This is a genomic window from Actinophytocola sp. (genome assembly GCF_036378875.1).
Lineage (GTDB): Bacteria > Actinomycetota > Actinomycetes > Mycobacteriales > Pseudonocardiaceae > Actinophytocola.
Genome location: NZ_DASUVO010000076.1, coordinates 36,812 through 59,494, shown reverse-complemented (window position 1 = coordinate 59,494; position 22,683 = coordinate 36,812). Strand labels below are relative to the sequence as shown.

18 protein-coding genes and 1 pseudogene are annotated in these 22,683 nt (G+C 69.4%); 15 read left to right on the top strand and 4 right to left on the bottom strand.

Annotated elements, in window-relative coordinates:
- Nucleotides 1-11 precede the first annotated feature (11 nt).
- The 7 genes and pseudogenes from VF106_RS51195 to VF106_RS22250 form a co-directional block, all read left to right on the top strand.
- Nucleotides 12-398, top strand: a pseudogene (locus VF106_RS51195) (glycoside hydrolase family 78 protein); the annotation flags it as partial.
- Nucleotides 398-3,118: a family 78 glycoside hydrolase catalytic domain gene (locus VF106_RS22275; RefSeq protein ID WP_330841722.1), complete on the top strand. Its 2,721-nt coding sequence runs from the start codon at nt 398-400 to the stop codon at nt 3,116-3,118. The pseudogene VF106_RS51195 and the gene VF106_RS22275, both read left to right, overlap by 1 nt.
- Nucleotides 3,119-3,278: 160 nt before the next feature.
- Nucleotides 3,279-4,004, top strand: coding sequence for an SDR family NAD(P)-dependent oxidoreductase (locus VF106_RS22270; RefSeq protein WP_330841721.1), 726 nt, complete (start codon nt 3,279-3,281; stop codon nt 4,002-4,004).
- A complete protein-coding gene (locus VF106_RS22265; protein WP_330841720.1) occupies nt 4,001-4,711 on the top strand; it encodes a FadR/GntR family transcriptional regulator in 711 nt (236 codons plus the stop codon). The genes VF106_RS22270 and VF106_RS22265 overlap by 4 nt, the downstream gene beginning before the upstream one ends.
- Nucleotides 4,708-5,853, top strand: a complete 1,146-nt coding sequence (dgoD, locus tag VF106_RS22260; protein WP_330841719.1) for a galactonate dehydratase — start codon at nt 4,708-4,710, stop codon at nt 5,851-5,853. Before VF106_RS22265 ends, dgoD begins: the two co-directional genes overlap by 4 nt.
- 144 nt (nt 5,854-5,997) lie before the next feature.
- A complete protein-coding gene (locus tag VF106_RS22255; RefSeq protein WP_330841718.1) occupies nt 5,998-8,010 on the top strand; it encodes an alpha-L-rhamnosidase C-terminal domain-containing protein in 2,013 nt (670 codons plus the stop codon).
- 21 nt (nt 8,011-8,031) lie between these two features.
- Nucleotides 8,032-9,261, top strand: a complete 1,230-nt coding sequence (locus tag VF106_RS22250) for an SGNH/GDSL hydrolase family protein (RefSeq protein ID WP_330841717.1) — start codon at nt 8,032-8,034, stop codon at nt 9,259-9,261.
- On the opposite strand, the gene VF106_RS22245 is transcribed toward VF106_RS22250, so the two are convergent.
- Nucleotides 9,256-9,735: an Lrp/AsnC family transcriptional regulator gene (locus VF106_RS22245; RefSeq protein ID WP_414639042.1), complete on the bottom strand. Its 480-nt coding sequence runs from the start codon at nt 9,733-9,735 to the stop codon at nt 9,256-9,258. The genes VF106_RS22250 and VF106_RS22245 overlap by 6 nt on opposite strands.
- Nucleotides 9,736-9,836: 101 nt before the next feature.
- Here VF106_RS22245 and VF106_RS22240 point away from each other — a divergent pair, with 101 nt between their 5' ends.
- Nucleotides 9,837-10,256: a PTH2-like family protein gene (locus tag VF106_RS22240; protein ID WP_330841716.1), complete on the top strand. Its 420-nt coding sequence runs from the start codon at nt 9,837-9,839 to the stop codon at nt 10,254-10,256.
- Between the two features lie 3 nt (nt 10,257-10,259).
- Here the strand turns inward: VF106_RS22240 and VF106_RS22235 are convergent, their stop codons facing one another.
- Nucleotides 10,260-12,887 (bottom strand): glycoside hydrolase family 78 protein, encoded by a 2,628-nt coding sequence (locus VF106_RS22235; protein ID WP_330841715.1) that lies wholly within the window; start codon nt 12,885-12,887, stop codon nt 10,260-10,262.
- 285 nt (nt 12,888-13,172) lie between these two features.
- On the opposite strand from VF106_RS22235, the gene VF106_RS22230 reads away from it, so the two are divergent.
- On the top strand, nt 13,173-14,477 hold the full coding sequence (locus tag VF106_RS22230; RefSeq protein ID WP_330841714.1) for an MFS transporter: 1,305 nt from the start codon (nt 13,173-13,175) through the stop codon (nt 14,475-14,477).
- Nucleotides 14,474-15,247 (top strand): alpha/beta hydrolase family protein, encoded by a 774-nt coding sequence (locus VF106_RS22225; protein ID WP_330841713.1) that lies wholly within the window; start codon nt 14,474-14,476, stop codon nt 15,245-15,247. Before VF106_RS22230 ends, VF106_RS22225 begins: the two co-directional genes overlap by 4 nt.
- A gap of 4 nt (nt 15,248-15,251) precedes the next feature.
- Here VF106_RS22225 and VF106_RS22220 read toward each other — a convergent pair whose 3' ends face one another.
- Entirely contained in the window at nt 15,252-16,256 is a 1,005-nt protein-coding gene (locus tag VF106_RS22220) for a LacI family DNA-binding transcriptional regulator (RefSeq protein WP_330841712.1), read from the bottom strand.
- Between the two features lie 57 nt (nt 16,257-16,313).
- Between VF106_RS22220 and VF106_RS22215 the strand changes: the two genes are divergently transcribed.
- Nucleotides 16,314-18,545 carry a glycoside hydrolase family 3 C-terminal domain-containing protein gene (locus tag VF106_RS22215; protein WP_330841711.1) on the top strand — a complete coding sequence of 744 codons (2,232 nt, stop codon included), beginning with the start codon at nt 16,314-16,316 and terminating at the stop codon, nt 18,543-18,545.
- 55 nt (nt 18,546-18,600) lie between these two features.
- Here VF106_RS22215 and VF106_RS22210 read toward each other — a convergent pair whose 3' ends face one another.
- Entirely contained in the window at nt 18,601-19,476 is an 876-nt protein-coding gene (locus tag VF106_RS22210) for a dienelactone hydrolase family protein (protein WP_330841710.1), read from the bottom strand.
- Between VF106_RS22210 and VF106_RS22205 the strand changes: the two genes are divergently transcribed.
- From VF106_RS22205 to VF106_RS22190, 4 genes are read left to right on the top strand one after another with little or no spacing between them, the layout of a single operon-like run.
- The gene (locus VF106_RS22205; RefSeq protein ID WP_330841709.1) at nt 19,468-19,818 is read left to right on the top strand and encodes an ABC transporter permease family protein; all 351 of its coding nucleotides are present in this window, start codon (nt 19,468-19,470) and stop codon (nt 19,816-19,818) included. The two genes, VF106_RS22210 and VF106_RS22205, sit on opposite strands and share 9 nt — an antisense overlap.
- Complete coding sequence (locus tag VF106_RS22200; RefSeq protein WP_330841708.1) at nt 19,764-20,309, top strand: ABC transporter permease subunit; 546 nt, start codon at nt 19,764-19,766, stop codon at nt 20,307-20,309. The genes VF106_RS22205 and VF106_RS22200 overlap by 55 nt, the downstream gene beginning before the upstream one ends.
- Nucleotides 20,306-21,208 carry a carbohydrate ABC transporter permease gene (locus tag VF106_RS22195; protein WP_330841707.1) on the top strand — a complete coding sequence of 301 codons (903 nt, stop codon included), beginning with the start codon at nt 20,306-20,308 and terminating at the stop codon, nt 21,206-21,208. The genes VF106_RS22200 and VF106_RS22195 overlap by 4 nt, the downstream gene beginning before the upstream one ends.
- Before the next feature lie 15 nt (nt 21,209-21,223).
- The gene (locus tag VF106_RS22190) at nt 21,224-22,681 is read left to right on the top strand and encodes a glycoside hydrolase family 43 protein (protein WP_330841706.1); all 1,458 of its coding nucleotides are present in this window, start codon (nt 21,224-21,226) and stop codon (nt 22,679-22,681) included.
- Nucleotides 22,682-22,683: the final 2 nt, after the last annotated feature.

Sequence of the window (22,683 nt, the reverse complement as noted above, 5' to 3'; positions counted from 1 at the left end):
AAGGAGCAACGATGCTCGGCGCCCGGTCCCTTCGCGTCATTGTCGGTATGACCCTGGCTCTCACGCCCGTCACGGCGGAGGCCTCGACTGGGGGAGGAGGACATGTCGCCGTCGTGCGGCTCGGTGTGGACGGTCGGGCCGGCTCACCGATCGGGCTCGGCAACCCGCACCCGATCCTGAGCTGGCAGATGATCGAGGCACAGCCGTGCCGGCCGCACGCCCGGCTCTGCCCGGCCGACCGGCAGACGGCCTACGAGGTGCAGGCGGCCCGCACCGCGCGAGACCTCGCGGCCGGTCGTCTACTGTGGACGACGGGTCGGGTGCCGAGCGCCGAGCAGCACGTGAGTTTCGGCGGCCCGCTGAGATCGCGGGACACGGTCGCCTGGCGGGTGCGCGTGTGGGACGCTCACGCGCACCCGTCCCGCTGGTCCGAGCCCGCCACCTGGTCGATGGGCTGCTCGAGCAGAGCGACTGGGGCGACGCCCGCTGGATCGACTACCCCGATCGGCTCGACAGCCAACCCCTGCCCATCTTCGCCCGCCAGTTCACCGTTCCGCGCGGCAAGCGGGTCGCCGACGCCCGCCTCTACCTGTCCGGCGTGGGCCTGCACCACGCCACCGCCAACGGCAAGGAACTGACCGACGAGGTCCTGGCACCAGGCAACTCCAACTACCAGCTCTCGAACGAGTACCGCACCTACGACCTCACCCCCGTGCTGCGAACCGGTGGCAACACCGTCGGCGTCGAACTGGGCAACGGCACCGCGTACGTCCGGCGCGGCGTGACCAATCCGGCCGTCGGTCGCACCGCGCCGTACTCGTGGTGGCAGAGCCAGCTCAAGGGCAACAGCGTGCTGGCCGCCGACACCCCGGCCGGGGCGAGCACGGTCACGCTGGACACCGTGACCGGCTACCACGTCGGCGGCACGATCAACATCGACACGGGTGGTGGCGGCGACCGCCTGGAGTCCCGTGTCATCACCGCCATCGACGGCACCACGATCGCCTTCACCCCAGGACTGTCCGGAGTGCACACGGCGGGTGCGAAGGTCACCGGCTCCGGCAACAACATCGCCGCCACCGACCCGTCCGCCGGCGCCGCGGTGACCCCGCGGTTCGTCGGCCGCGTGGAGATCCGCTTCACCGACGGCACCAACGCCGTGATCGTCACCGACCGGTCGTGGCGCACCGCCCTCGGCCCGCTGGTGACCGACGCCTGGTACTCGGGTGCGGACCACGACGCCCGCCGCGAGCAACCAGGATGGAACCGACCAGGCTCGGACCTGAGCCCGACCGCTCTCCGCCGCGACGACTCCACAATGGACTGGAAGAGTGCTGGCCTCGCGCCACCACCCAACCTCGCCACCAGGCTCGTGGCCAGAACCGCGGAACCGGTTCGGGCACAGGAAGAGCTGACACCGGTCTCCGTCACCAACCCGGCGCCCGGGACGTGGGTGTTCGACCTCGGCCAGAACATCACCGGCTGGCCGCGCCTGAAGCTCAAGCAGGTGCCGGCGGGCACCACGGTCAGGATGGCGCCGGCAGAGTCGCTCAACCCTGACGGCACCGTGAACCAGGCCTCCCTCATGGGTGGCGGCGGCTCACGCGGCGTCGACCTGTTCAACACCTACACCGCCCATGGTTCGCCTGGCGGCGAGCGCTGGCAGCCGACGTTCAACTACTTCGGCATGCAGTGGATCCAGGTGACCGGCCTGCCGGAAGGCTACGTACCGACCCGCGACCTGGTCACCGGAGTCCGTCTCCAGGCCGACGTCCCGGTGGCGGGGGAGTTCGACAGCTCGAACCCACGCATCAACCGCATCCACACCATGGCCCGGTACTCCTTCGCCAGCAACATGATGTCGGTCTTCACCGACTGCCCCGGTCGGGAGAAACTGTCCTATCCGGCCGACTACACCATGCCGATGGGCGCCATCCACCGCAACTTCGGGCTCGACGCGTACCTGCGGACGACCATGCACCACCTCGTCGAGGGACAGTCCATGGCGGACACCCCGATGTTCGGCAACGTGGCACTGAAGACGCCGGTGTACGACTGGGGCTACACCGGCCGGTTCGGCGACGAGATCAACTGGGGCAACGGGATCGTCCTCGTCCCGTGGTTCCTGCACGAGCTGTACGGCGACACCCAGACGATGACGACCCACTACGACCGGATGGTCGACTTCGTCGACTACATCCGCCGCGAGAAGGCCGTCGGCAACATCGTCGACGCGGCACTGTCCGACTGGGTGGCACCCGAGCAGACGTCCGGCCGGATCACGGGCACGTGGGGCTACTACGTCACGATCTCCCGAATGGCGACCATGGCGGAGCTGACCGGCCACGCGTCGGACGCCGCCTCGTACCGGGCGTTGGCCGAGAGCATCAAGCAGTCGTTCAACGAGGCGTTCTTCAACGACGCCCTCGGCCGCTACACCGCGCCTGGGAACGCCGGCCCGGACGGCGCCACCCAGACCGCGCAGGCACTCGCGCTCGACGCGAACCTCGTCCCCGAGGGCCGCCGCGCGGACGTGCTGGAGGCACTCGTCGACTCGTTCGGCGACAACCCACACTTCAGCGGCGGCACGATCGGCATGGCCCCCATCATCCGAGCCCTGTCGGCCGGCGGCCGTGACGACGTCCTGTGGAACCTCCTCCAGAAGGACGATCAACCCAGCTACGGCTACTTCATGGCGTCCACCCCGGCCAACCCGGGCGGGATGACCACCCTCGGCGAACGCTGGACCCGAGGCGACTCGAAGAACCACATGATCCTCGCCCAGATCGACGAGTGGTTCCTGGCCGGCCTCGGCGGCATCCGACCAGGTGCCAACGCCTACCGGACGCTGGTCATCCATCCCAAACCGGCCGGCGATCTCAGCTACGTCCGCACCAGCTACGAGACCCCGCAGGGCACCGCTCGAAGCTCGTGGACGCGAACCAACGGCCGCTTCAAGCTCGAGGTCACCGTTCCCGCCAACACCACGGCCGAAGTCTGGCTCCCCACCGGCGACGGCCGCGCCACCGCCCCAGCGCGTGCGACCTTCGTCCGCGTGGAAAAGGGCCACACCGTCTACTCAGTCCCGTCCGGGAGGTTCACCTTCACCGCCTCGTAGAGCCCTTCCCCTGGCACTGGCCCCGCGTTCGCCGCCCTCCCCCACGCGGGTGCCAGTGCCTCCCTGCCGTTGAACTCCTGGCGGTAGCCGCGATTCACAGATATTGTCGTATTTTATGTTTTCTCGTGGCCTGGCGTCGATGGGGAGGGAGGGCGAACGGATGAGCGAACCGCGGTTTGCCGATCGAGCGGTGCTGGTCAGCGGCGCCGCGTCGGGGATCGGTGCGGCGACCGTTCGCCGGCTCGTGGCCGAGGGGGCCGGCGTGGTCGGGATCGATGTCAACCCGGACGGAGCGACGGACGGTGCTTTGTTCCTGACCGGGGACGTGGCCGAGCCGCAGACCTGGCGGCGCGCGGCCGAGCTGGCCATCGAGCACTTCGGACAGCTCGACGTGGTGGTGAGCAACGCGTTCACGGTCGTGGTCAAGCCGATCACCGACACGACGCCGGGGGAGTGGGCCCGCCAGCTCGACGTGAACCTCGGCGCCGCCTACCACGCGCTGCACACGTGCCTGCCGTTGCTGGCCGACGGCGGGTCCGTCGTGCTGGTGTCGTCGGTGCACGCGATCGTCGGGCTGCCAGGTCACCCCGCGTACGCGGCGACCAAGGGCGCGCTCACCGCGCTGACCCGGCAGGTGGCGGTCGAGTACGGGCCTCGGGTGCGGGTCAACTGCGTGCTTCCGGGCCCGGTCATGACCGCGGCATGGGACCGGGTGCCGAAGCGGGATCGCGAGCGCAGCATCGCCGGTACGGCACTGCGTCGCTTCGGCCGTCCGGAGGAGATCGCCGCCACGATAGCCTTCCTCGCCTCGGACGACGCCTCGTTCGTCACGGGCGCGAGCCTCGTGGTCGACGGGGGCTGGACCGTCCACAAGGACTCCGCGTGAGTGGAGCTTGGGTGAACGGCGGGTATGCCGGTCGTGGGCTGCATGGGCAGGTGGTCAACGAGCTGGGGTCGCGGATCGTGGCCGGCCGGCTAAAACCGGGCGAGTCCATTGACCTCGTGGCGTTGGAGGCGGAGTTCGACATCAGCCGCACCGTGCTCCGAGAGGCGCTGAAGGTGTTGGCCGCCAAGGGGTTGGTGGACGCCCGGCAGAAGCGTGGCACCTTCGTACGGCCACGGACGGACTGGCAGCTGCTCGACGTGGACGTGCTGCGCTGGCGACTGGCCAGCCAGTCGACCGGGGAGCTGCTGAACCAGCTCGCCGAGGTGCGGTCCTTTGTGGAGCCCGCGGGTGCGCGTCTTGCCGCGCTGCGTCGCGACGACGACGACCTGGCCGCCCTCACCGCCGCGCTCGACGCGATGGCGGCGGCTGACCCGGCGAGCCCCGAGGCGGTCGAGGCAGACCTGCGCTTCCACCGGCAGCTGCTCGCGGCCTCGCACAACGAGCTGCTCGTCAGTATGGCCGCGATGATCGAGGTCGCGCTGGCCGCCCGGGATTCCCTGGTACACGCGGGAAACGTGGTGCGCGACGCGTTGCCGGCGCATCGCGCGGTGGTCGAGACGATCAGCGCAGGCGACCCGGAGGCGGCGGAACTGGCGATGCGCGCACTGCTGGCACAGGCCGTCGAGGACGTGGAGTCGGTACGGTGAAGATCACGCAGATCGAGACGTTCCTGGTGCCGCCCCGCTGGCTGTTCCTCAAGGTGAGCACGGACGAAGGCATCGTGGGCTGGGGTGAGCCGGTCGTCGAGGGCCGCGCCGAGACCGTCCGCGCGGCCGTGCACGAGCTGTCCGAGCTACTGATCGGCGAGAATCCACTGCGTCTGGAGGATCACTGGCAACGCCTGTACCGCAGCGGTTTCTACCGGGGCGGGCCGGTGCTGTCGAGCGCGCTCGCCGGGTTCGACCAGGCACTGTGGGACATCGCCGGCAAGGTGCGTGACGCGCCGGTCCACGAGCTGCTCGGCGGCCCGGTGCGGGACCGGGTCCGCGTGTACTCGTGGATCGGCGGTGACGAGCCATCTTCCGTCGCCGACGAGGTCGCCGCGCAGGTCGAGGCCGGCTTCACGGCCGTGAAGATGAACGGCACCGGCCGGCTGCGCGCGATCGACAGCCTGCACGAGGCAGGCGCGTTGGTCCGCAGGGCCGAGCAGGCACGTGCCGTCCTGGGCGACGAACGGGACTTCGCCATCGACTTCCACGGCCGGGTCTCGCCGGCCATGGCACGCCGGCTCCTCGCCATGCTCGCGGACGTCGCGCCGATGTTCGTCGAGGAACCGGTGCTCCCGGAACACCTGCACATGATCGGTAGCCTGGTCGAGGCCAGCACCGTGCCCCTCGCCACCGGGGAACGGCTGTACTCGCGGTGGGACTTCCTCGCGCCGCTCGCCGCCGGAGTCGCTGTGGCACAACCGGATCCGTCGCACGCCGGTGGCATCTCCGAGGTGCGGCGGATCGCCGCCCTCGCCGAGGTCCACGGCGCGTCGCTCGCCCCACACTGTCCACTTGGGCCGATCGCGCTCGCGGCCAGCCTGCAGCTTGGCTTCGCCGTACCGAACTTCCTCATCCAGGAGCAGAGCCTGCGCATGCACTACCACGCGGACGGCGACCTGCTCGACTACCTCGTCGACCCGAGCGTCTTCGACTTCGTGGACGGCCACGCGACCCGCCCGGTCCGCCCTGGCCTCGGCATCGAGGTCGACGAGCAGGCGGTCCGCCGAGCCGCGGAGATCGGCCACACCTGGCGCAACCCCGTGTGGCGACACCAGGACGGCACCCTCGCGGAGTGGTGAGCAGGCTTGACCTGCCTGACGACGGCCTCCTACAGTAAAACCACACTATTTGGAAAACGTTACCCATCAACTGTCCACCTATTGAAACGTTTCATACAGCACTGCCCGCCGGCCAATGGCGGCCGGGGAGGAAGGCGGTTCCTCATGCGAAGCAGCAGTGGGTCGAGGGCACGTGGGATGCGTCGGCGGGTGATCGGCGCGGCCGCCGCTGGGGTGGTGGTGGCGTTGACTGTGGCGGTGCCGGCGAGTGGCACGACGAGCGATCTGCCGACCTGGCCGGCGAACCCGAACTGGCAGAGCCTCGTGCCCGCGCCGTCGAGCGCGGACGTGCGGCCGGTGAGCGTCGTGCGGACGCACGGTTCGGTGACCAACGCGGCGGCGCTGACCGGACAAGGCAGCGGCTCCACCGTGCTCACCGCGACGTCAGGCTCGCCGGCGGTCGTCGTTCTGGACTTCGGCAAGGAGGTCGGCGGCAACCCCTACGTCACGGTGTCCGCCGCGTCGGCGGCCTCTGCCACGCTCGGTGTGGCGACCAGTGAGGCACTGCCGTTCCTCACCAGATCCGCGAATGGCACGTACGCCAACGACAACGGCAGCCCGATCACCTTCTCCGTCACCGGACCGCGGACCTACACCGGCGGCCTGCGCGGCGGGTTCCGGTTCGCGGCCGTCCAGTTGTCCACCCCGGGCACGCTCACGTTGACCGCGGCCGGCCTGAACTTCGCCGCGTACCGCGCGACGCCGGACAAGTACCAGGGTCACTTCATCTCCAGCGACGATCAGCTGAACCGGATCTGGTACGCCGGCGCCTACACCGCGCAGATGGACATGGTGCCCACCGGCGTCGCGTCGTGCTTCGGGGTGCCGGTCATCTTCGACGGCGCGAAGCGGGACCGCGCGATCTGGTCCGGCGACCTGATGATCACCGACCCGGTGATGCTGCTGTCGATCGGGACCAACGGCGTGCCGTACGTGAAGGGTTCCATCGACAGCATCATGAACCTGCAGGCCTCGAACGGGAGGCTGACCAGCGCGGTCGGCTTCCGGGGCTGTGGCGCGTTCGACTACGCCGTGACCTACTCCGCCTACTCGGCGATCATCGCGATCCAGTACTACCGCTACACCGGCGACACCGCGTACGTGAGGGCACTGCTCCCGAAGCTCGAGGCCGCGACCGCGTTCCACGCGACCAGGTTGGACGCCAACGGTCTCGTGGTGACAGGCGACCCCGACTACTGGCAGACCCGCCAGAACGGCGAGGTCACCGAGTACAGCCTCGCCTACTACGAACTGCTGCAGCAGATGATCTGGCTCGAGAGCAGGATCGGCACACCGGGCAGGGTCACCGAGTACACCAACAAGGCCAACGCTCTGCGCACCGCGATCAACGCGCGCCTGTGGAACGCGACCGCCGGGCTGTACGTGCACACCGACACCCGGCGCAGCATCTTTCCTTTGGACGCCAACGTCAACGCCATCCGCCTCGGGGTCGCCCCGGCGAACAGGGTCCAGGGCATCCTGGACTACTTCCGGGCCAGGTGGCAGCCCCACGGCAGCCAGATCTCGCAGCCGTCCCCGAGCATGGCGGATCCGGGCGGACACACCATCGAGCCGCTGAACAACACATGGGAGGTCATGGCCCGGTTCTCCGCCGGCGACACGGCGGGCGCGCTCGACCTGATGCGTCGCCTGTGGGGCGTGCAGGTCGACCCGAACAGCGGCTTCTACACCGGCACCTTCTGGGAGTTCGTCAACGGAAACGGCCTGCCCACCCGCGGGTTCGACAGCCTCGCCCACGCATGGGGCGCCGGCCCGACCCAGCTGCTCACCGAGTCCGTCCTCGGGGCGACACCTGTCGAGCCCGGATACACCACGTGGCAGGTGAAACCGCAGCCGAGCACCCTCGCCTGGGCACAGGGTCAGGTGCCGACCGCGCGGGGTCCCCTCACGGTCAAGTGGGCTCAGGACACCACGGGCCAGTTCCGCCTCCAGGTCACCGCACCCGCGGGCACCGGCGGTGACGTATGGGTACCCTTGGCTTCGCCCGCCGGCACGAGTTCACCTCTCACCCCTGGCGCGACATTCCTGCGGCGCGACGGGGCTCACGACGTGTACCGGGTCGGAGTTGGCACTTTCGAGTTCAGCTCCACCCCGTAACACCGATCTGGAGGTTCTGTCGTGAGGTTCGCACTGGGGCGGCTGGTCGGCGTGCTGTGCATGGCAGTGCTTGTCGCCGTCCCCGGTGCGGTCCCGACCCAGGTGGGTGCGCTTCCGGCACCCGCCGGGACGCACTGGGTCGGGACGTGGGCGGCGAGCCCGCAGGGCGGCGGACCGGGCCGGGACCGCCCGTCGGTCACCGACCGCACGCTGCGGCAGATCGTGCACACCACCGTCGGGGGTGACGTCGTTCGCGTACGACTGACCAACGCCCACGGCACCACCCCGCTGGTCATCGGCGAGGCTCACCTGGCGTTGCGGCGTTCCGGCGCCGCGATCCGGGCGGGCAGCGACAGGACGCTGACGTTCGGCGGTTCGCGTCAGGTCACCATCGCCCCGGGCGCGGAGGTGTCCAGCGATCCCACGGTCCTGCGTGTGTCGGCGGCGACCGACCTGGCGATCTCCCTGTACGTGCCAGGTCCCACCGGCCCGCCGACGTACCACGGGCTGAGCATGCAGACGAACTACACCTCGACGCCCGGGAACCACACCGGCGCGGTGAACATGCCGGTGGGCGAGACCTTCTGCTGGACGATCCCGCCCCGGCCGTGCATCACGCCGTGGTACTTCCTGGCCGGTGTCGACGTGCTGCGGAGCCCGAGGGTCGGGGCGGTCGTGGCACTGGGCGACTCGCTGACCGACGGTGACGCCAGCGCCGACGCCTCAGCCGTCGACAAGAACGTGCGCTGGCCGGACCTGCTCGCCCGGCGCCTCAAGACGGTCGGGGTGCTCAACGCCGGCATCGCCGGCAACCGGGTACTGGCCGACGGCGCGGGCGACAGCGCACCGAACCGGCTGGACCGCGATGTCCTCACCGAGCCCGGCGTGCGCTGGGTGGTGCTGTTCGAGGGCATCAACGACCTGTTCCGCGGCGGCACCGCGGCCGACGTGATCGCCGCATACGAGCAGATCATCGAGCGGACCCACGCCCGAGGACTGCCGATCTACGGCGTCACCGTGACTCCCGCCGGGTTCGCCGACGGCCGCGAGAACGAGCGGCAGGCGGTCAACACCTGGATCCGTACCAGTGGACTGTTCGACGCGGTCATCGACTTCGACGCGGCCGTCCGCGACCCGGCGAACCCGGCGTTCCCTCGGGCGGCCTTCGACGCGGGCGATCACCTGCACTTCAACGTCGCCGGCTACCACGCGTTGGCGAACTCGATCGACCTGTCCCTGTTCGTCTCATGACTGGTCCGCGCCCGGCAGGGGGACGACCACGGAACGCCGGACGTGACTGAAGATCACTGAGGTCCGCACGTGCACGATCTCCCGGCGCTGGGTGAGGCGGTCCAGGATGAACGCGCTGAGCTGATCGTTGTCGGCCACCGCGATGTGCAGCAGGAAGTCGTCGCTGCCGGACATGACGAAGTACGCCAGCACCTCCGGCAGGCCCGCCACGAAGGCCTGGAACGAATCGATCACCGTGCGGTCCGGCGGACGTAGCTGCACGGCCACCAACGCCTGGGTGCCGCGCCCGATCTTCCGCAGGTCCACGTCGGCGTGCTGGCCGCGCAGGATGCCGCGCTTGGTCAGCCTGCGGATGCGGTCCAGGCAGGTGGACTGTGCCACGTGCAGACGGGCGGCCAACTCCTTGTTCGTCAGCCGGGCGTCCTCCTGCATGAGCGTCAGCAACGCCGTGTCAAGTTCGTCCAGCTCCACCATCAGCGCCCCCGTTCCGTGCGGAATTCGAGATTTTCGACGATTGGCCGAACTTATCACGGCATGGGCCGGGAACATCCGCGGTGATCGCTAGGTTGGCCGCCATGACCCCACAGCCAGAGTTCAAGTGCGCGATCGTGGTCAGCGACGAGCTGCCCACCGGACTCGCGGTCAACGCGGCGAGCGTGCTCTCGCTGACCATGGGACACCGCGTCGAGGGACTCGTCGGTGTGGACGTGAAGGACGCCGACGGCGTGATCCACCCCGGCGTCATCCACACCCCGCTGCCGATCCTGACGGCACCGCGCGAGCAGGTCGGCACCATCGTGCAGACCTCGGCCGCGCAGGACGAGATGTTCTTCGTCAGCTTCAGTTCCCTGGCCCAGGGCTGCAAAACCTACGAGGAGTACATCGACAGGATGGCGGCCACCTCCACCGCCGACCTGGCCAGCGTCGGTGTCGGCCTGTACGGGCCGCGCAAGCAGGTCAACAAGCTCGTCGGCTCGTTGCCGCTGCTCCGCTGAGCCTCAGTCGAGGTACGTGTGCGTGCCCGGTCCGGCGGTCTCGTGCCGGCCACTGGGCAGGACCACGGTCGCTTCCGTTCCGGCTGGCACGACCACCCGCAGCCGAAACCGGTCACCGTCCAGCCGCCACGCGGATTCGATACGACCGTACGGTGACTCGTGGACGGCCGCGGCCCACGTGATGCCGCCGCCGGGCCGAGGGCGGACACGGAAGCGCCGGTACGCGGGCGCGTCCGGTTCGATGCCCGCCACGTACTGGTGCAGGTAGGAGACGACGGCTCCCTTGGAGTAGTGGTTCAGCGAGAAGTTGGCCTTTCCGTCCGCCGACACGCCGTTCCAGTCCTCCCACACCGTGGTGGCCCCTCGGTCGATCATGGCGAGCCAACCGGGTGCGGTGTCCTGGAACAGAAGCTCGTACGCCACGTCCAGGTGACCCGCGTCGGTCAGCGCGGGCAGCAGGTAAGGGGTGGCGAGGAACCCGGTCCCGAGGTGGGTGCCGGCCGCGCGCACCAGCTCGACCAACCGCGCCGCGACCGTGGCCCGCAGCTCGTCGGGAACGAGCCGGAAGGCAAGCGCGCGAACGTGGTTGGCCTGGGTGTCCGGGGTCAGTCGCCCGTCGGCGGTGAGGTACTCGGTCTGCCACGCGGCACGGACCTCGTCGCTCAGGACCCGGTAGCGCTTCGCTTCCTCGTCAAGGCCGAGGACGTCGGCGATCCGGCTCGCCAGAGCTGAACTGTGCGCGTAGAAGGCCGTGGCGAGGTCGCCGCGGTCGAGCGTCGGGTAGGCGTCGAGGTCGCCGATGTCCTCGCCGGGCACGAGCCATTCGCCCCAGTGGAAGCCGGTGTCCCACAGATACTGTTCGTGCGCCGCTGGTTCCGGCCGCGCGGCCGCCCGGTCGGGATGGCGCTGGTTGCGGGCGGCTCGACCGACCCGGTCCAGCCAGGCCACGATCGTCGGCCACGACTCGGCCAGGATCCGCGTGTCGCGGTACTCCCGGTACAGCTCCCACGGCACGATCACCGCGGCGTCGCCCCAGCCCGCGGACCCGTTGAGATGCTCCACCTTCCCGGCCAGACCCTCGCCGGGGGCGGACGGGCTGATGTTGGCGATCGTGCCGTCGGGCCACTGGTCCTCGGCCACGTCGCGCAGCCACTTCACCGAGAAACCGGCCACGTCGAACAGGAACGCGGCGGTCGGCACGAACAGCTGCCAGTCGCCGGTCCAGCCCGCCCGTTCCCGGTGTGGACAGTCGGTCGGGATGTCGCAGGCGTTGTCCCGCAGGCTCCACACGACCGCCTCGTGCAGCCGGTTGATCCGCTCGTCGCTGCACGAGAACCAGCCGGTGCGCCGGAGATCCGTGTGTACCACGACACCCGTGACGTCCTGCGGCGCGAGATCCTCCGGGTGGTTTTCGATACGTACGTACTGGAACCCGTGCGTGGTGCGGCGCGGCTCGAAGACCTCGCCGGGGACCCCGGAGGAAACCACCTCGTCGACCTGCCCGGCCGGCAGGGGTTCCGGGTGTGGCGGCCCGGGGCGGAGGTTCTCGGTCGTCACGTCTCCGTCGGGGTCGAGCCATTCGCCGTGCACGAGACGGATCGCGGTGCCCGCCGGACCGAGCGTGGACAGCCGCACCCAGCCGTTGATGTTCTGGCCCAGGTCCACGATCTGCCGCCGGTCGTCGAGCCGGCGCACCGACACCGGGGTGACCTCCTCCACCCGGCGCACCGGCGGGGCGGGGGAGTCGACCAGCGCTTCGAAGCCACGGGCGTCGGTGGCGACCGGTGACCACGCCGAGTCGTCGAACCCTGTCCTCGACCAGCCGCGCGGCAACCGGCGCAGGTCCCAGGCCTCGCCTTCGATCAGGTCCGCTGCCACGACATGTCCCTCACCGCTCCGCCAGGCCGGGCCGGTGCCGAGCACGGTTTCGGTGCCGTCGGCGTGCCTGAGGTGCAGTTGCGCCAGCAGCCCCAGTCGGTCGCCCCACTGGTCGGCGACCCGGAAGTAGCCGATCACGCCGCGGTACCAACCGTCGGCCAGGATGACCCCGATGGCGTTGCGGCCCTGCCGCACGTTCTCGGTGATGTCATACGTCTGTACCTGCAACCGGGTGCGGTACTGGGTGAACCCGGGCGTCAGCTCCGCGTCGCCGATCCGCTCGCCGTTGAGAAACCCTTCGTAGATGCCATGTGCGGTCGCGTACAGCCGGGCCGAGACGACCGGTGTGTCCACATCGAACTCGTACCGCAACAGCGCGGCCGGCCGTTTTCCTGGCACACCAACAGGGTTCTCGCCCGGGGTGATCCATTCGGCGCGCCAGTCACCGGCGTCGAGCAGTCCCGTCTCGAACACGGCCGGTGCCGACCACTCGCTCTCCCCGAGGTCGGTCCAGACCTTGACCTCCCACTCGACCCGGTCACCCGAGCGCGGCGCGGGCCCGGCGTAGGGGACCAGAAGCTGTTCCGGGGACTCGACACGCCCGGTGTCCCAGCCGTTGCTCGTCCGGATCCGGTAGGCGGTCTGCGCCACCGCGCCGGCGGGGAGCCGCCACGACAGCCGGGGGTCGGTGACGTGGATGCCGAACGCGTGGTCGAGGTGCTCGACGCGTAGGTCTGTTACCGCGGTGGTCATGCGCGTTCGGCTCCAGCTTCGTCGATGGGTTGAAACGATTCATCCAGCCCTCGCTTCACAAGCTAGGACGGTCGTCCGCGGTAAGTCAACAGGCGCTTCGTGTCTTGTCAACGATCGTCGCAGAGCTTACATTGTGCAGGTAGCCGAACTGACACGAGTCAGTTGTGATGGTCAGGAGTAGGAGCGGCTCCCTCTGTGGCCGCCTCTCCTGACGGGCTGCCAGCTGCTCATGCCCTTGGAACGTTCTCATCAGACTCCGGCCCCGAAACTCAACGAGGAGAATCGATGTCTGATCCAACGCCGCTGACCAACCGCCCGTGGAAGACGGCGACCCTGGCCGGGATGGCGTCCTATCTGGACTCCGGAGCCCTTGTCACGTCCGGGATCGCGATCGGCGGCGCCTACGCGGTGCCCCTGGGACTCGATCCGGGGACGATCGGCGCGCTGCTGGGGTTGCAGACGTTGATGTTCGCCTCGGGTGCCCTGGTCGGCGGGCGGCTGGGTGACCGCTTCGGGCGCCGGCGGATCTTCAGCCTCTCGCTGCTGCTGTACGCGGTCGGCGTGGCGTTGCTGCTGATCGCGAACGGTCCCGGGCTGCTGTATGCCGGCGTGGTCGCGGTCGGGTTCGCGATCGGCGCGGACCTGCCGGTCTCACTGGCCCTGATCAACGAGGAAGCCCCGCCCGGCAAGAAGGGCAAGCTCGTCGTCTTCTCGAACATGCTCTGGCTCGGCGGGATCGTGGCGGCCGTGGTGTTGAGCTCGATCGTGGGCTCGTGGGGCACGCTCGGCGGCCGGATCATGTTCGCCCACCTGCTCATCGTGTCGGTCGTGGTGTTGGTCATGCGGTGGACGCTGCGTGAGTCGGCGGAATGGGCGGCGGCGCGGCGCGCGGTGGACACGGGTGATGTCGTGGACGCCGAACGGGTCCACTTCAGCCGGGTCGGGCAGCTGTTCCGGCCGCCGGTGGTGTTCGCGGTGATCGCGACCGGGTTGTACTACGCCACCTGGAACCTCGGGGCGTCGACGCTCGGCAGCTTCGGCACCTACCTCTGGACCACGCTGACCGGCGGTGGTGTCGCGCAGTTCTCGCAGCTGTCCCTGCTTGGCCTGCCCGTCGGTTTCGTCGCCGGCCTGATCTTCATGCGTGCGATCGACCGGCCGTCCAGGCACTTCTGGTTCGTCAGCGGGTCGATCCTGATCGTGATCGCATGGACACTGCCGGCCGTGCTCGGCCCCAGCAAGTTCACCCTGCTCGCCGTGCTGCTGGGGTCCGGGCTTGGCAACGCCTTCGCCGGCGAGAGCATCTACAAGGTGTGGTCGCAGGAACTGGTGCCGACCCTGCTGCGCAGCACGTCCAGCGGCGTGACGATGGCGTTCACCCGCGTGCTCGCCGCACTGGCCGCGTTCGGCACCCCGGCGCTCGCCGCGGCCAACCCGCGCCTGCTTTTCCTCCTCCTGCTGGGCTTCACACTCGTCTCGACCGTCATCGGGCTGTACTGGGTGCCGCGGTTGCCCAAGGCGCACGAGCTCGAGGAGCCGCTGCTGGTCGTCGAGGACACCATCGAGAACACGGAAAAGGCGACGACGTGATCGGATACCACGACTTCCAGCACGACGGCCGGACCCTGCGGTCCACTGTGCACATTCCGGAGGGTCCGGCCGGGACCCGGTGGCCCGTGGTCGTGTTCGTGCACGGCTTCACGGCGAACCGGCTCGAACTCCCCGACTTCGTCCGGATGTCGCGGCTCCTTGAGGACAACGGCATCGCGTCGGTGCGCGTGGACCTGTCCGGCCACGGCGAGAGCGACGGCGACTTCTTCGACGTCACGATCTCGGGCGAGATCGCGGAGACGCGGTCGGTGCTGCGGGCGACCCGCGCCATGGACTTCGCCGATCCCGAACGGCTCGGCCTGGTCGGGATGAGCATGGGTGGTGTGGTCGCGGGCGTCGTGGCCGCAGAGGAGCCCGGAGTCCGGGCGCTGTGCCTCTGGTCGCCGGCCGCCGTCGCCCCGTTCGAGATCGGCAGCGGCTTGCTCAAGGGAGTCAGCCTCGCCGCCGAGATCGAGGAGAAGGGCTACTTCGACGCCGCCGGCCACCGGGTGAGCGCGGCCTTCGTCGAGGACATCGCGAACCTGGACGTCTACGGCCGTTCGGCGGGCTACCGCGGTCCCGTCCGCATCATCCACGGCGACAAGGACGACGTCGCCCCGGTCGAGTACGCACGCCGCTACCTCGACCACTACGACGGCAACGCCGAACTGGAGGTGGTCCCGGGCGCGGACCACGCGTGGGGCACCGTCCCGCACCGTACCCGGCTGCACCGGTCCACTGTGGAGTTCCTGGTGCGGGAGATGTCCTGAGGTGTCAGGCCGATTCGCGGATCGCCAACCGGTACTCACCGTTGACCGACTCCACCGGGATCGGTTTACCGCCCAACGCGGCGACGACGGCCTCGGCGTAGTGCTCGGCGATGGCGGTGAAGTCCTGGATCACCGTGGTCAACGGAGGCTGGGTGACGGCGGCGCCGGGGATGTCGTCCACCCCGACGACCGCCATGTCCCTCGGCGCTTCCAGCCCCAGCCGGGCGATGCCGGCCAGGACGGCCATGGCGATCTCGTCGTTGAACGCGCAGATGCCGGTCACCGGTGGCGTGCCGGCGAGCCAGGCGGCGACGGCGTCGGCTGCCCCGCCCGGTTCGAGGGGAACGTTTCGGACCTCGGGTTCCGGAAGGCCCAGCTCGGCGCATGCTTCGCGGACACCCGCCAGCCGGGGTTCCGCGAAGACCGCGACCCGCTTGTCGTCGGGATAGGCGTAGCCGAGTCTTCGATGCGTGGCGGCGAGATGCTGGGCCTGCAGTACGCCGATCGGGTTCTCCGCCGTGCGTACCTCCCGCTGCCGGCGCCGGCTCGACGCGTGCATGGCCACGATGACCTCGACGCCCGCGGCCCGCATCGCCGCGGCGTCGGAGTCGGAGAACCGGTCCAACGCCAGCACCGCCGCCGGGGTGATGGCCTTCCACACCTCGCGGAGCGGGCGAGCGGCGCGGGTGTTCGAGTGCACCAGGAAGGTGAGGTCGTGCCGTGCGAACGCGGCAGCCAGCCGCTGGACCACGCTCCCGACGGCGTAGCCGAGGGGCCAGTCCGGGAGCAGACAGAGCACGACGTCCGACCGTCCTTTGCGGAGGGTTCGGGCGGCGGCCGACGGCGCGTAGCCGAGCTTGCGGGCCGCGTCCAGCACTCGCCGGCGCGTGACGTCCGGGATCGTCTGGTTCGGCGTGTCGTTGAGCACGTAGCTCACCGTGGAGCGGGCCACACCGGCTTCGCGGGCCACGTCCGCGCTGGTGACCCTCCTGCCGCCCTGCGCTGTCACGCCCGTCACCTTAGCTGACACGTGTATGTTCTTACCAACGAAAGGAAACGCCGCCCGATGGAGAAGCGTGACGTGGTTCCGAGCCTGACCCTGGCGGAGAAAGCGTCGCTGTGCCTGGGGGCCGACATGTGGCACACGGCGGCGATCGAGCGGCTCGGCGTCCGGGGACTCACGCTGTCCGACGGTCCGCACGGCCTGCGGGTGACGGCGGCGGCCGCGATCTCCGGCAGCCTGCCGGCCACGTGCTTTCCGACGGCCAGTGCGCTCGGCTCGTCCTGGGACGTCGACCTGATCGAAGAGGTCGGGTCGGCGATCGGTGTCGAGGCACGCGCCCAGAACGTCGACGTCGTGCTCGGACCCGGGGTCAACATCAAGCGGTCTCCGCTGTGCGGTCGTAACTTCGAGTACTTCAGCGAGGACCCGTACCTGGCCGGCCACCTCGGCGCGGCGCTCGTGCTCGGCATCCAGTCACAGGGTGTGGGTGCGTCGGTCAAGCACTTCGCCGCCAACAACCAGGAGACCGATCGGCTGCGGGTCAGTGCCGACATCGACGAGCGCACCCTGCGCGAGATCTACCTGCCCGCCTTCGAGCACATCGTCACGACCGCCAGTCCGTGGACGGTGATGTGCGCGTACAACCGGCTGAACGGCGTCCACGTCTCCCAACACCGCGAGCTGCTCACCGACATACTCCGCACCGAATGGGGCTTCGACGGGCTCGTGATGTCCGACTGGGGCGCCGTGCACGACCGCGTCGAGGCGCTCCTGGCGGGGCTGGACCTGGAGATGCCGCCCAAACTCGGGGTCAGCGACGCGGCCCTGATCGACGCGGTCCACTCCGGACAGCTCGCCGAGGCCGACCTGGACGCGACGGTCCAGCGCGTGCTGCGACTCGTGAACCGGACGGCTTCGCGCGAACCGGCCACTGTGGACGTCGACGCCCACCACGCGCTCGCCCGGCGGGCCGCGGCGGCGAGCATCGTGCTGCTCAGGAACACCGACGCCGTGCTGCCGCTGTCCGGTGAACGCGTCTGTGTCATCGGCGAGTTCGCGCGGACCCCACGTTTCCAGGGCGCGGGAAGCTCCCAGGTGAACCCCACCAGGGTGGACAACGCGCTCGACGAACTGCGCCGCGCGCTGCCGGCCGCGGAGGTCGGCTTCGCCGCCGGCTTCGGCCTGGCCACGCCGGACCGGGACACGGAACTGGCCGAGGAGGCGGTGGCCGCGGCGGCCGGCGCGGACGTGGTGGTCGCCTTCCTGGGGTTGCCGTCCGACGCGGAGTCCGAGGGGTTCGACCGGACCCACATGGAACTGCCCGCCGCACAGACCGCGCTCCTGCACCGGTTGCTCGACGGCCCGGCGCCCGTGGTGGTCGTACTGGCCAACGGGTCCGCCGTACTCGTCACCTCATGGCACGAACGTGCGGCCGCGGTCGTCGAGTGCTGGCTCGGCGGGCAGGCGGCCGGCGCCGCGATCGCGGACGTCCTCACGGGCGCGGTGAACCCGTCAGGCCGGCTCACGGAGACCATCCCCCTGCGGTTGGCGGACAACCCGTCGTTCCTCAACTTCCCTGGCGAGGACGGGCACGTCCGCTATGGCGAGGGCGTCTTCGTGGGGTACCGAGGTTATGACGCCAGCGGGTTGGCGGTGGCCTACCCGTTCGGGCACGGCCTGTCCTACACCACCTTCGACTACAGCGGCCTCGACGTGTCGACGACCGGCAGCCACGACACCGGTGACCTGGCCATCACAGCCACCGTGACCGTGCGGAACACCGGCGCCCTGCCCGGAGCCGAGGTGGTGCAGCTCTACGTCGCGGACCTCGACAGCAGCGTGTCCCGCCCACCCCGCGAACTCAAGCGGTTCGCGAAGGTCACGCTCGACCCCGGCGCGGAGACGACGGTCGAGTTCACGCTCGGCTCGCGCGACCTCGCCTACTGGTCGACCCGACACCGCCGATGGCTGGTCGAAGGCGGCGACTTCGTACTCGAGGCCGGCGCATCGTCCCGCGACATCCGTTGTCACACAACGGTTCGCGTCGACGCCATCCCGCCCCGTGTCACCCTGACCGCGTTCTCGACCCTCGAGGAATGGCTGTCCGATCCGGACGGCCACGCGGCCATCACCTCAGCCGTCGGCGTGGACGAACAGGGCCACCCAACAGGCATCCTCGGCGACGAGGAACTGCGCACGGTCATCGGCAACTTCCCGCTTTCCGCACTCGCCGCCTTCCCCGGCCTGGGAATCACCCACGAGCTGATCCGCAAGCTGACCACTCCAGCGCGGTAGTCCGCTGGACGCCGTCCGCGGAGCGGGCTTTGCCCGCCCCGCGTCGGTCACCGCGCTAGATCAGTGGGCAGCTGTTGCGGTACTGGGAGATGCCGTTCTGGTTGTTCAGGGGGCAGAGGAACTGGCTGAAGCGGGTGTCGTTGTCGAGGAAGATCTTCAGCCACGGGATCATGGTGCGGGCCAGGTTGGTGCTCGGCTGCCCGATGTAGTTGTGGCCGGCGCCCGCGACCTCGATGTACGCCCTCTCGACCGTCGTCGGGATGGTGTTGTACAGGGTGGTCAGGCGCGACGGGGGCACCAGGGTGTCGTTCTGCATCGCGTAGATGAGGGTCGGGACCCGGTCGTTGGACAGGCTTCCCGACGGTAGATGGGGTGCGTTCCCGATCGCCGCCTTGAGCGCGGGCCGACGCAGGGCCGCGTCGAGTGCGCCGCCACTGCCCATCGAGTGCCCGGCCACGGCCAGTCGGCTGGCGTCGACCCGGTTACGCACCGAACTGCTGCGTGTCAGGTAGTCCAATGCGGCGAGGAGTTGGGTGCCGCGGCTGGTGGGGCTGTCGTTGAGGTTGTTGGTTTCGATGCCGAACACGACGAAGCCCTGGGAGGCGAGTCGGGGGCCGAGCCAGGCGATGCCCGGCCACGTGCCGTTCAGGCCGGGGGAGATGGCGATCGCGCCGAAGGTGCCCTCGTTGGTGGCGGTCGGGTAGTAGATCACTCCGCCGCCGAAGCCGTTCCCCCGTGCCACCGTGACCGACGCTGTCGCGAACGGTCCGATGGTGGCGGCGATGCTGGCCGGCGTCGGATCCGGGCCTCGTTGGTACGGGTTGGCGGCGGCCGAGGCGGGTGTAGCGGCGGTGAGGACGCCGAGGACGACCGTGATTGCGGCGAAGATCTTGCGAAGCAGTGGTTTCCGCGCACGATTGTGTTGCTGCATCGGCGGTTCACGTACGTGCCGATGGCCGGCTCGGTGATGGCGTTCCAGTCCTACAGCGTCTACACCGGATTCACGGGCAGCCCGTGGGTCGGCCTGGCCAACTTCGAGGCGCTGCTGGGCGATCCGCTGTTCTGGCAGGCGTTCGAGAACACCCTCGTGATCAGCGCGGTCCAGCTGGTGCTGTACTTCCCGGTCCCGGTCGCGCTGGCGATCCTACTCAACTCCATCCTCAGCAGCAGGATCAGATCGGTGATCCAGTCGATCGTCTACCTGCCGCACTTCTTCTCGTGGGTGCGGTCGTCACGCTGTTCCAGCAGATGCTCGGCGGTGCCGGCGCGCTGAACATGTTCCTGCGCCAGCAGGGCATGGGCACCTGGGACGTCATGACCGACCCGGCGACGTTCACGTACCTGGTCACCGCGCAGGCGGTCTGGAAGGAAGCCGGCTGGGGCATCATCGTCTTCCTGGCGGCGATCGCGGCGATCAACCCCAACCTGTACGAGGCGTCCGCTGTGGACGGCGCCGGCCGGTGGCGGCGGACGTGGCACATCACCCTGCCCGGCATGCGTGGCGTCATCGTGCTCATGCTCGTGCTGCGGCTGGGAAACGCGTTGACCGTCGGCTTCGAACAGCTGCTGATCCAGCGCGACAAGGTGGGCCGGGACGCCGCCGAGGTCCTCGACACGTTCGCCTTCTACTACGGCGTGGTCAACAACAACTTCAGCTACGGCGCGGCGGCCGGCCTGTTCAAGGGGATCCTGTCCCTGATCCTGATCTACGCGGCCAACAAGCTCGCACACGCCTTCGGCGAGGACGGGCTGTACCGGAAATGAGCACCCCGCGTCCCGTCTGGGAGGAGAAGCCGACCCCCGCGGGCCAGGCCGGCAAGGGCATCGTGCTTTTCCTTGTCCTGGCGGCGGTTCTCGTGCCGGTGTACTCCGTCGTGGTCACCAGCCTGTCGGACCAGGCGTCGATCAACCTCGCCGGCGGCATGGTCCTGGTGCCCCACAACCTGACCTTCGAGTCCTACCGGCAGATCTTCAGCAACGACCTCATCCTGCACTCGATGGTCGTGAGCGGGATGGTCACCCTGGTCGGGACGGCACTGTCGATGGTGGTGACGGTGCTGTGCGCGTACGGGTTGTCCCGGCGCGGTTCCTTCGGCCACCGCACCATCCTCATGCTGCTGGTGGTCACGATGTTCTTTTCCGGCGGGATCATCCCCACCTTCATCGTCGTCTCCGCGCTGGGCGGGTACGACAACTACTGGTCGCTGATCCTGCCCAGTGCGATCTCGGTGTTCAACATCATCGTGATGCGCGGGTTCTTCATGAACACCGCCCAGGACCTGATCGGCTCCGCGCGCATCGACGGCGCGGGGGAGTGGCGAATCCTGTGGTCGGTGGTGTTGCCCATCTCGCGGCCCGTGGTCGCGGTGATCACCCTGTTCTACGCCGTCGGGTACTGGAACGCCTTCTTCAACGCCCTGCTCTACCTGCCGGACAACGGCAAGTGGCCGCTGCAGATGATCGTCTACACGTACACACTCCTGGGAAACCCAACGCCCGGCACCGGTGTCACCAGTGGACAGCTCGCCGGTGGCCAGGCACTCGCCCCGCTGTCGATCCAGATGGCGGTGGTCACCCTCACCCTGATCCCGATCCTCGTCGTGTATCCCTTCGTGCAACGCCACTTCGTGAAGGGCATGCTCATCGGGGCGATCAAGGGCTGACGAAAGGACCGACGATTGATCCCGGTCATCGCGGGGTTCCATCCAGATCCGAGCATCTGCCGGGTCGGCGCGGACTACTACCTCGCCTGCTCCAGCTTCGAGTACTTCCCCGGCGTGCCCATCTTCCACAGCCGGGACCTGGTGGGGTGGACCCAGATCGGCAACGCGCTGGAGCGGCCGAACCAGCTCCGACTCCCATCCGGTGACACCTCCTCCTCCGGCGGGATCTACGCACCCACGTTGCGCCACCACGACGGCCGGTTCTGGCTCATCACGACCAACGTGGCCGGTCACGGGAACGTGCTGTTCACCGCGACCGATCCGGCCGGTCCCTGGTCCGACCCGATCCGCGTGCCCGGGATCGCCGGCATCGACCCGGATCTCGCGTGGGACTCCGACGGCACCTGCTGGTGCACGTTCGCCGGCGTCTCGCAGATCCGGCTCGACCCGCTCACCGGGGAGTCGTTCGGTGCGCCGCGCAGGATCTGGTCGGGCGCCCCGGGCGCCAAGGCCCCGGAAGCGCCGCACCTGTACCGGATCGGTGAGTACTGGTACCTGCTGATCGCCGAAGGTGGCACCGAGCGCTGCCACGCGGTGTCGATCGCCCGCGGCCAGGCGCCCACGGGCCCGTTCGAGCCGTGCCCGGCCAACCCGATCCTGACCCACCGCGGCACCGACCACCCCGTCCAGAACACCGGCCACGCCGGTCTCGTGCAGGCGCCCAACGGCTCGTGGTGGATGGTGCTGCTCGGGGTGCGGCCCCGTGGCGGCACTCCCGGCTGGCACGCGCTCGGCCGCGAAACCTTCCTCGCGCCGGTGACCTGGACGACCGACGGCTGGCCGGTCGTCGGGGAACTGACGACCACGCCGCCGTGGCCGCGTCAGCCGGTCACGGCCACGCCGGTCCGCGACGACTTCGACCTCAGCGAACTGGCACCACAGTGGATCTCACTGCGGCACCGGCCCACCGAGGACTGCACGACCAAGGACCGGCCAGGGTGGCTGACCCTGCGCGCTCGCGGCTCGCTCGACGATCTCGACGGCACGTTCGTCGGCCGGCGCCAGCAACACCTGTCCTTCCGGGCACGCACCCGGATCGACCCGGCGGAGGGCCGGTGCGGGCTCGTCGTGCGTCTCGACGACCAGCACCACTACGAGATCGAGGTCGCGGACGGCGAGGCCAGGGTGCTGGCTCGTATCGGCCCACTGCACACGACGGTCGCGACGCGGCCCGTGCCCGCCGGCCTGGTCGTGCTGCGGGTCGAGGTGGCCGTCACGGAGACCGTGCGTGACGCCCGCAGCGGCCCGGACACCGTGTCCTTCGGCGTTGAGGAGTTGGACGGCACGCTCGCCACGCTCGACGGCAAGTACCTGTCGACCGAGGTCGCCGGCGGCTTCACCGGCCGGGTCATCGGCATGTACTCGGCGGCCGGCACCGTCCACTTCGACTGGTTCGACTACGAGGGCGCGTGACC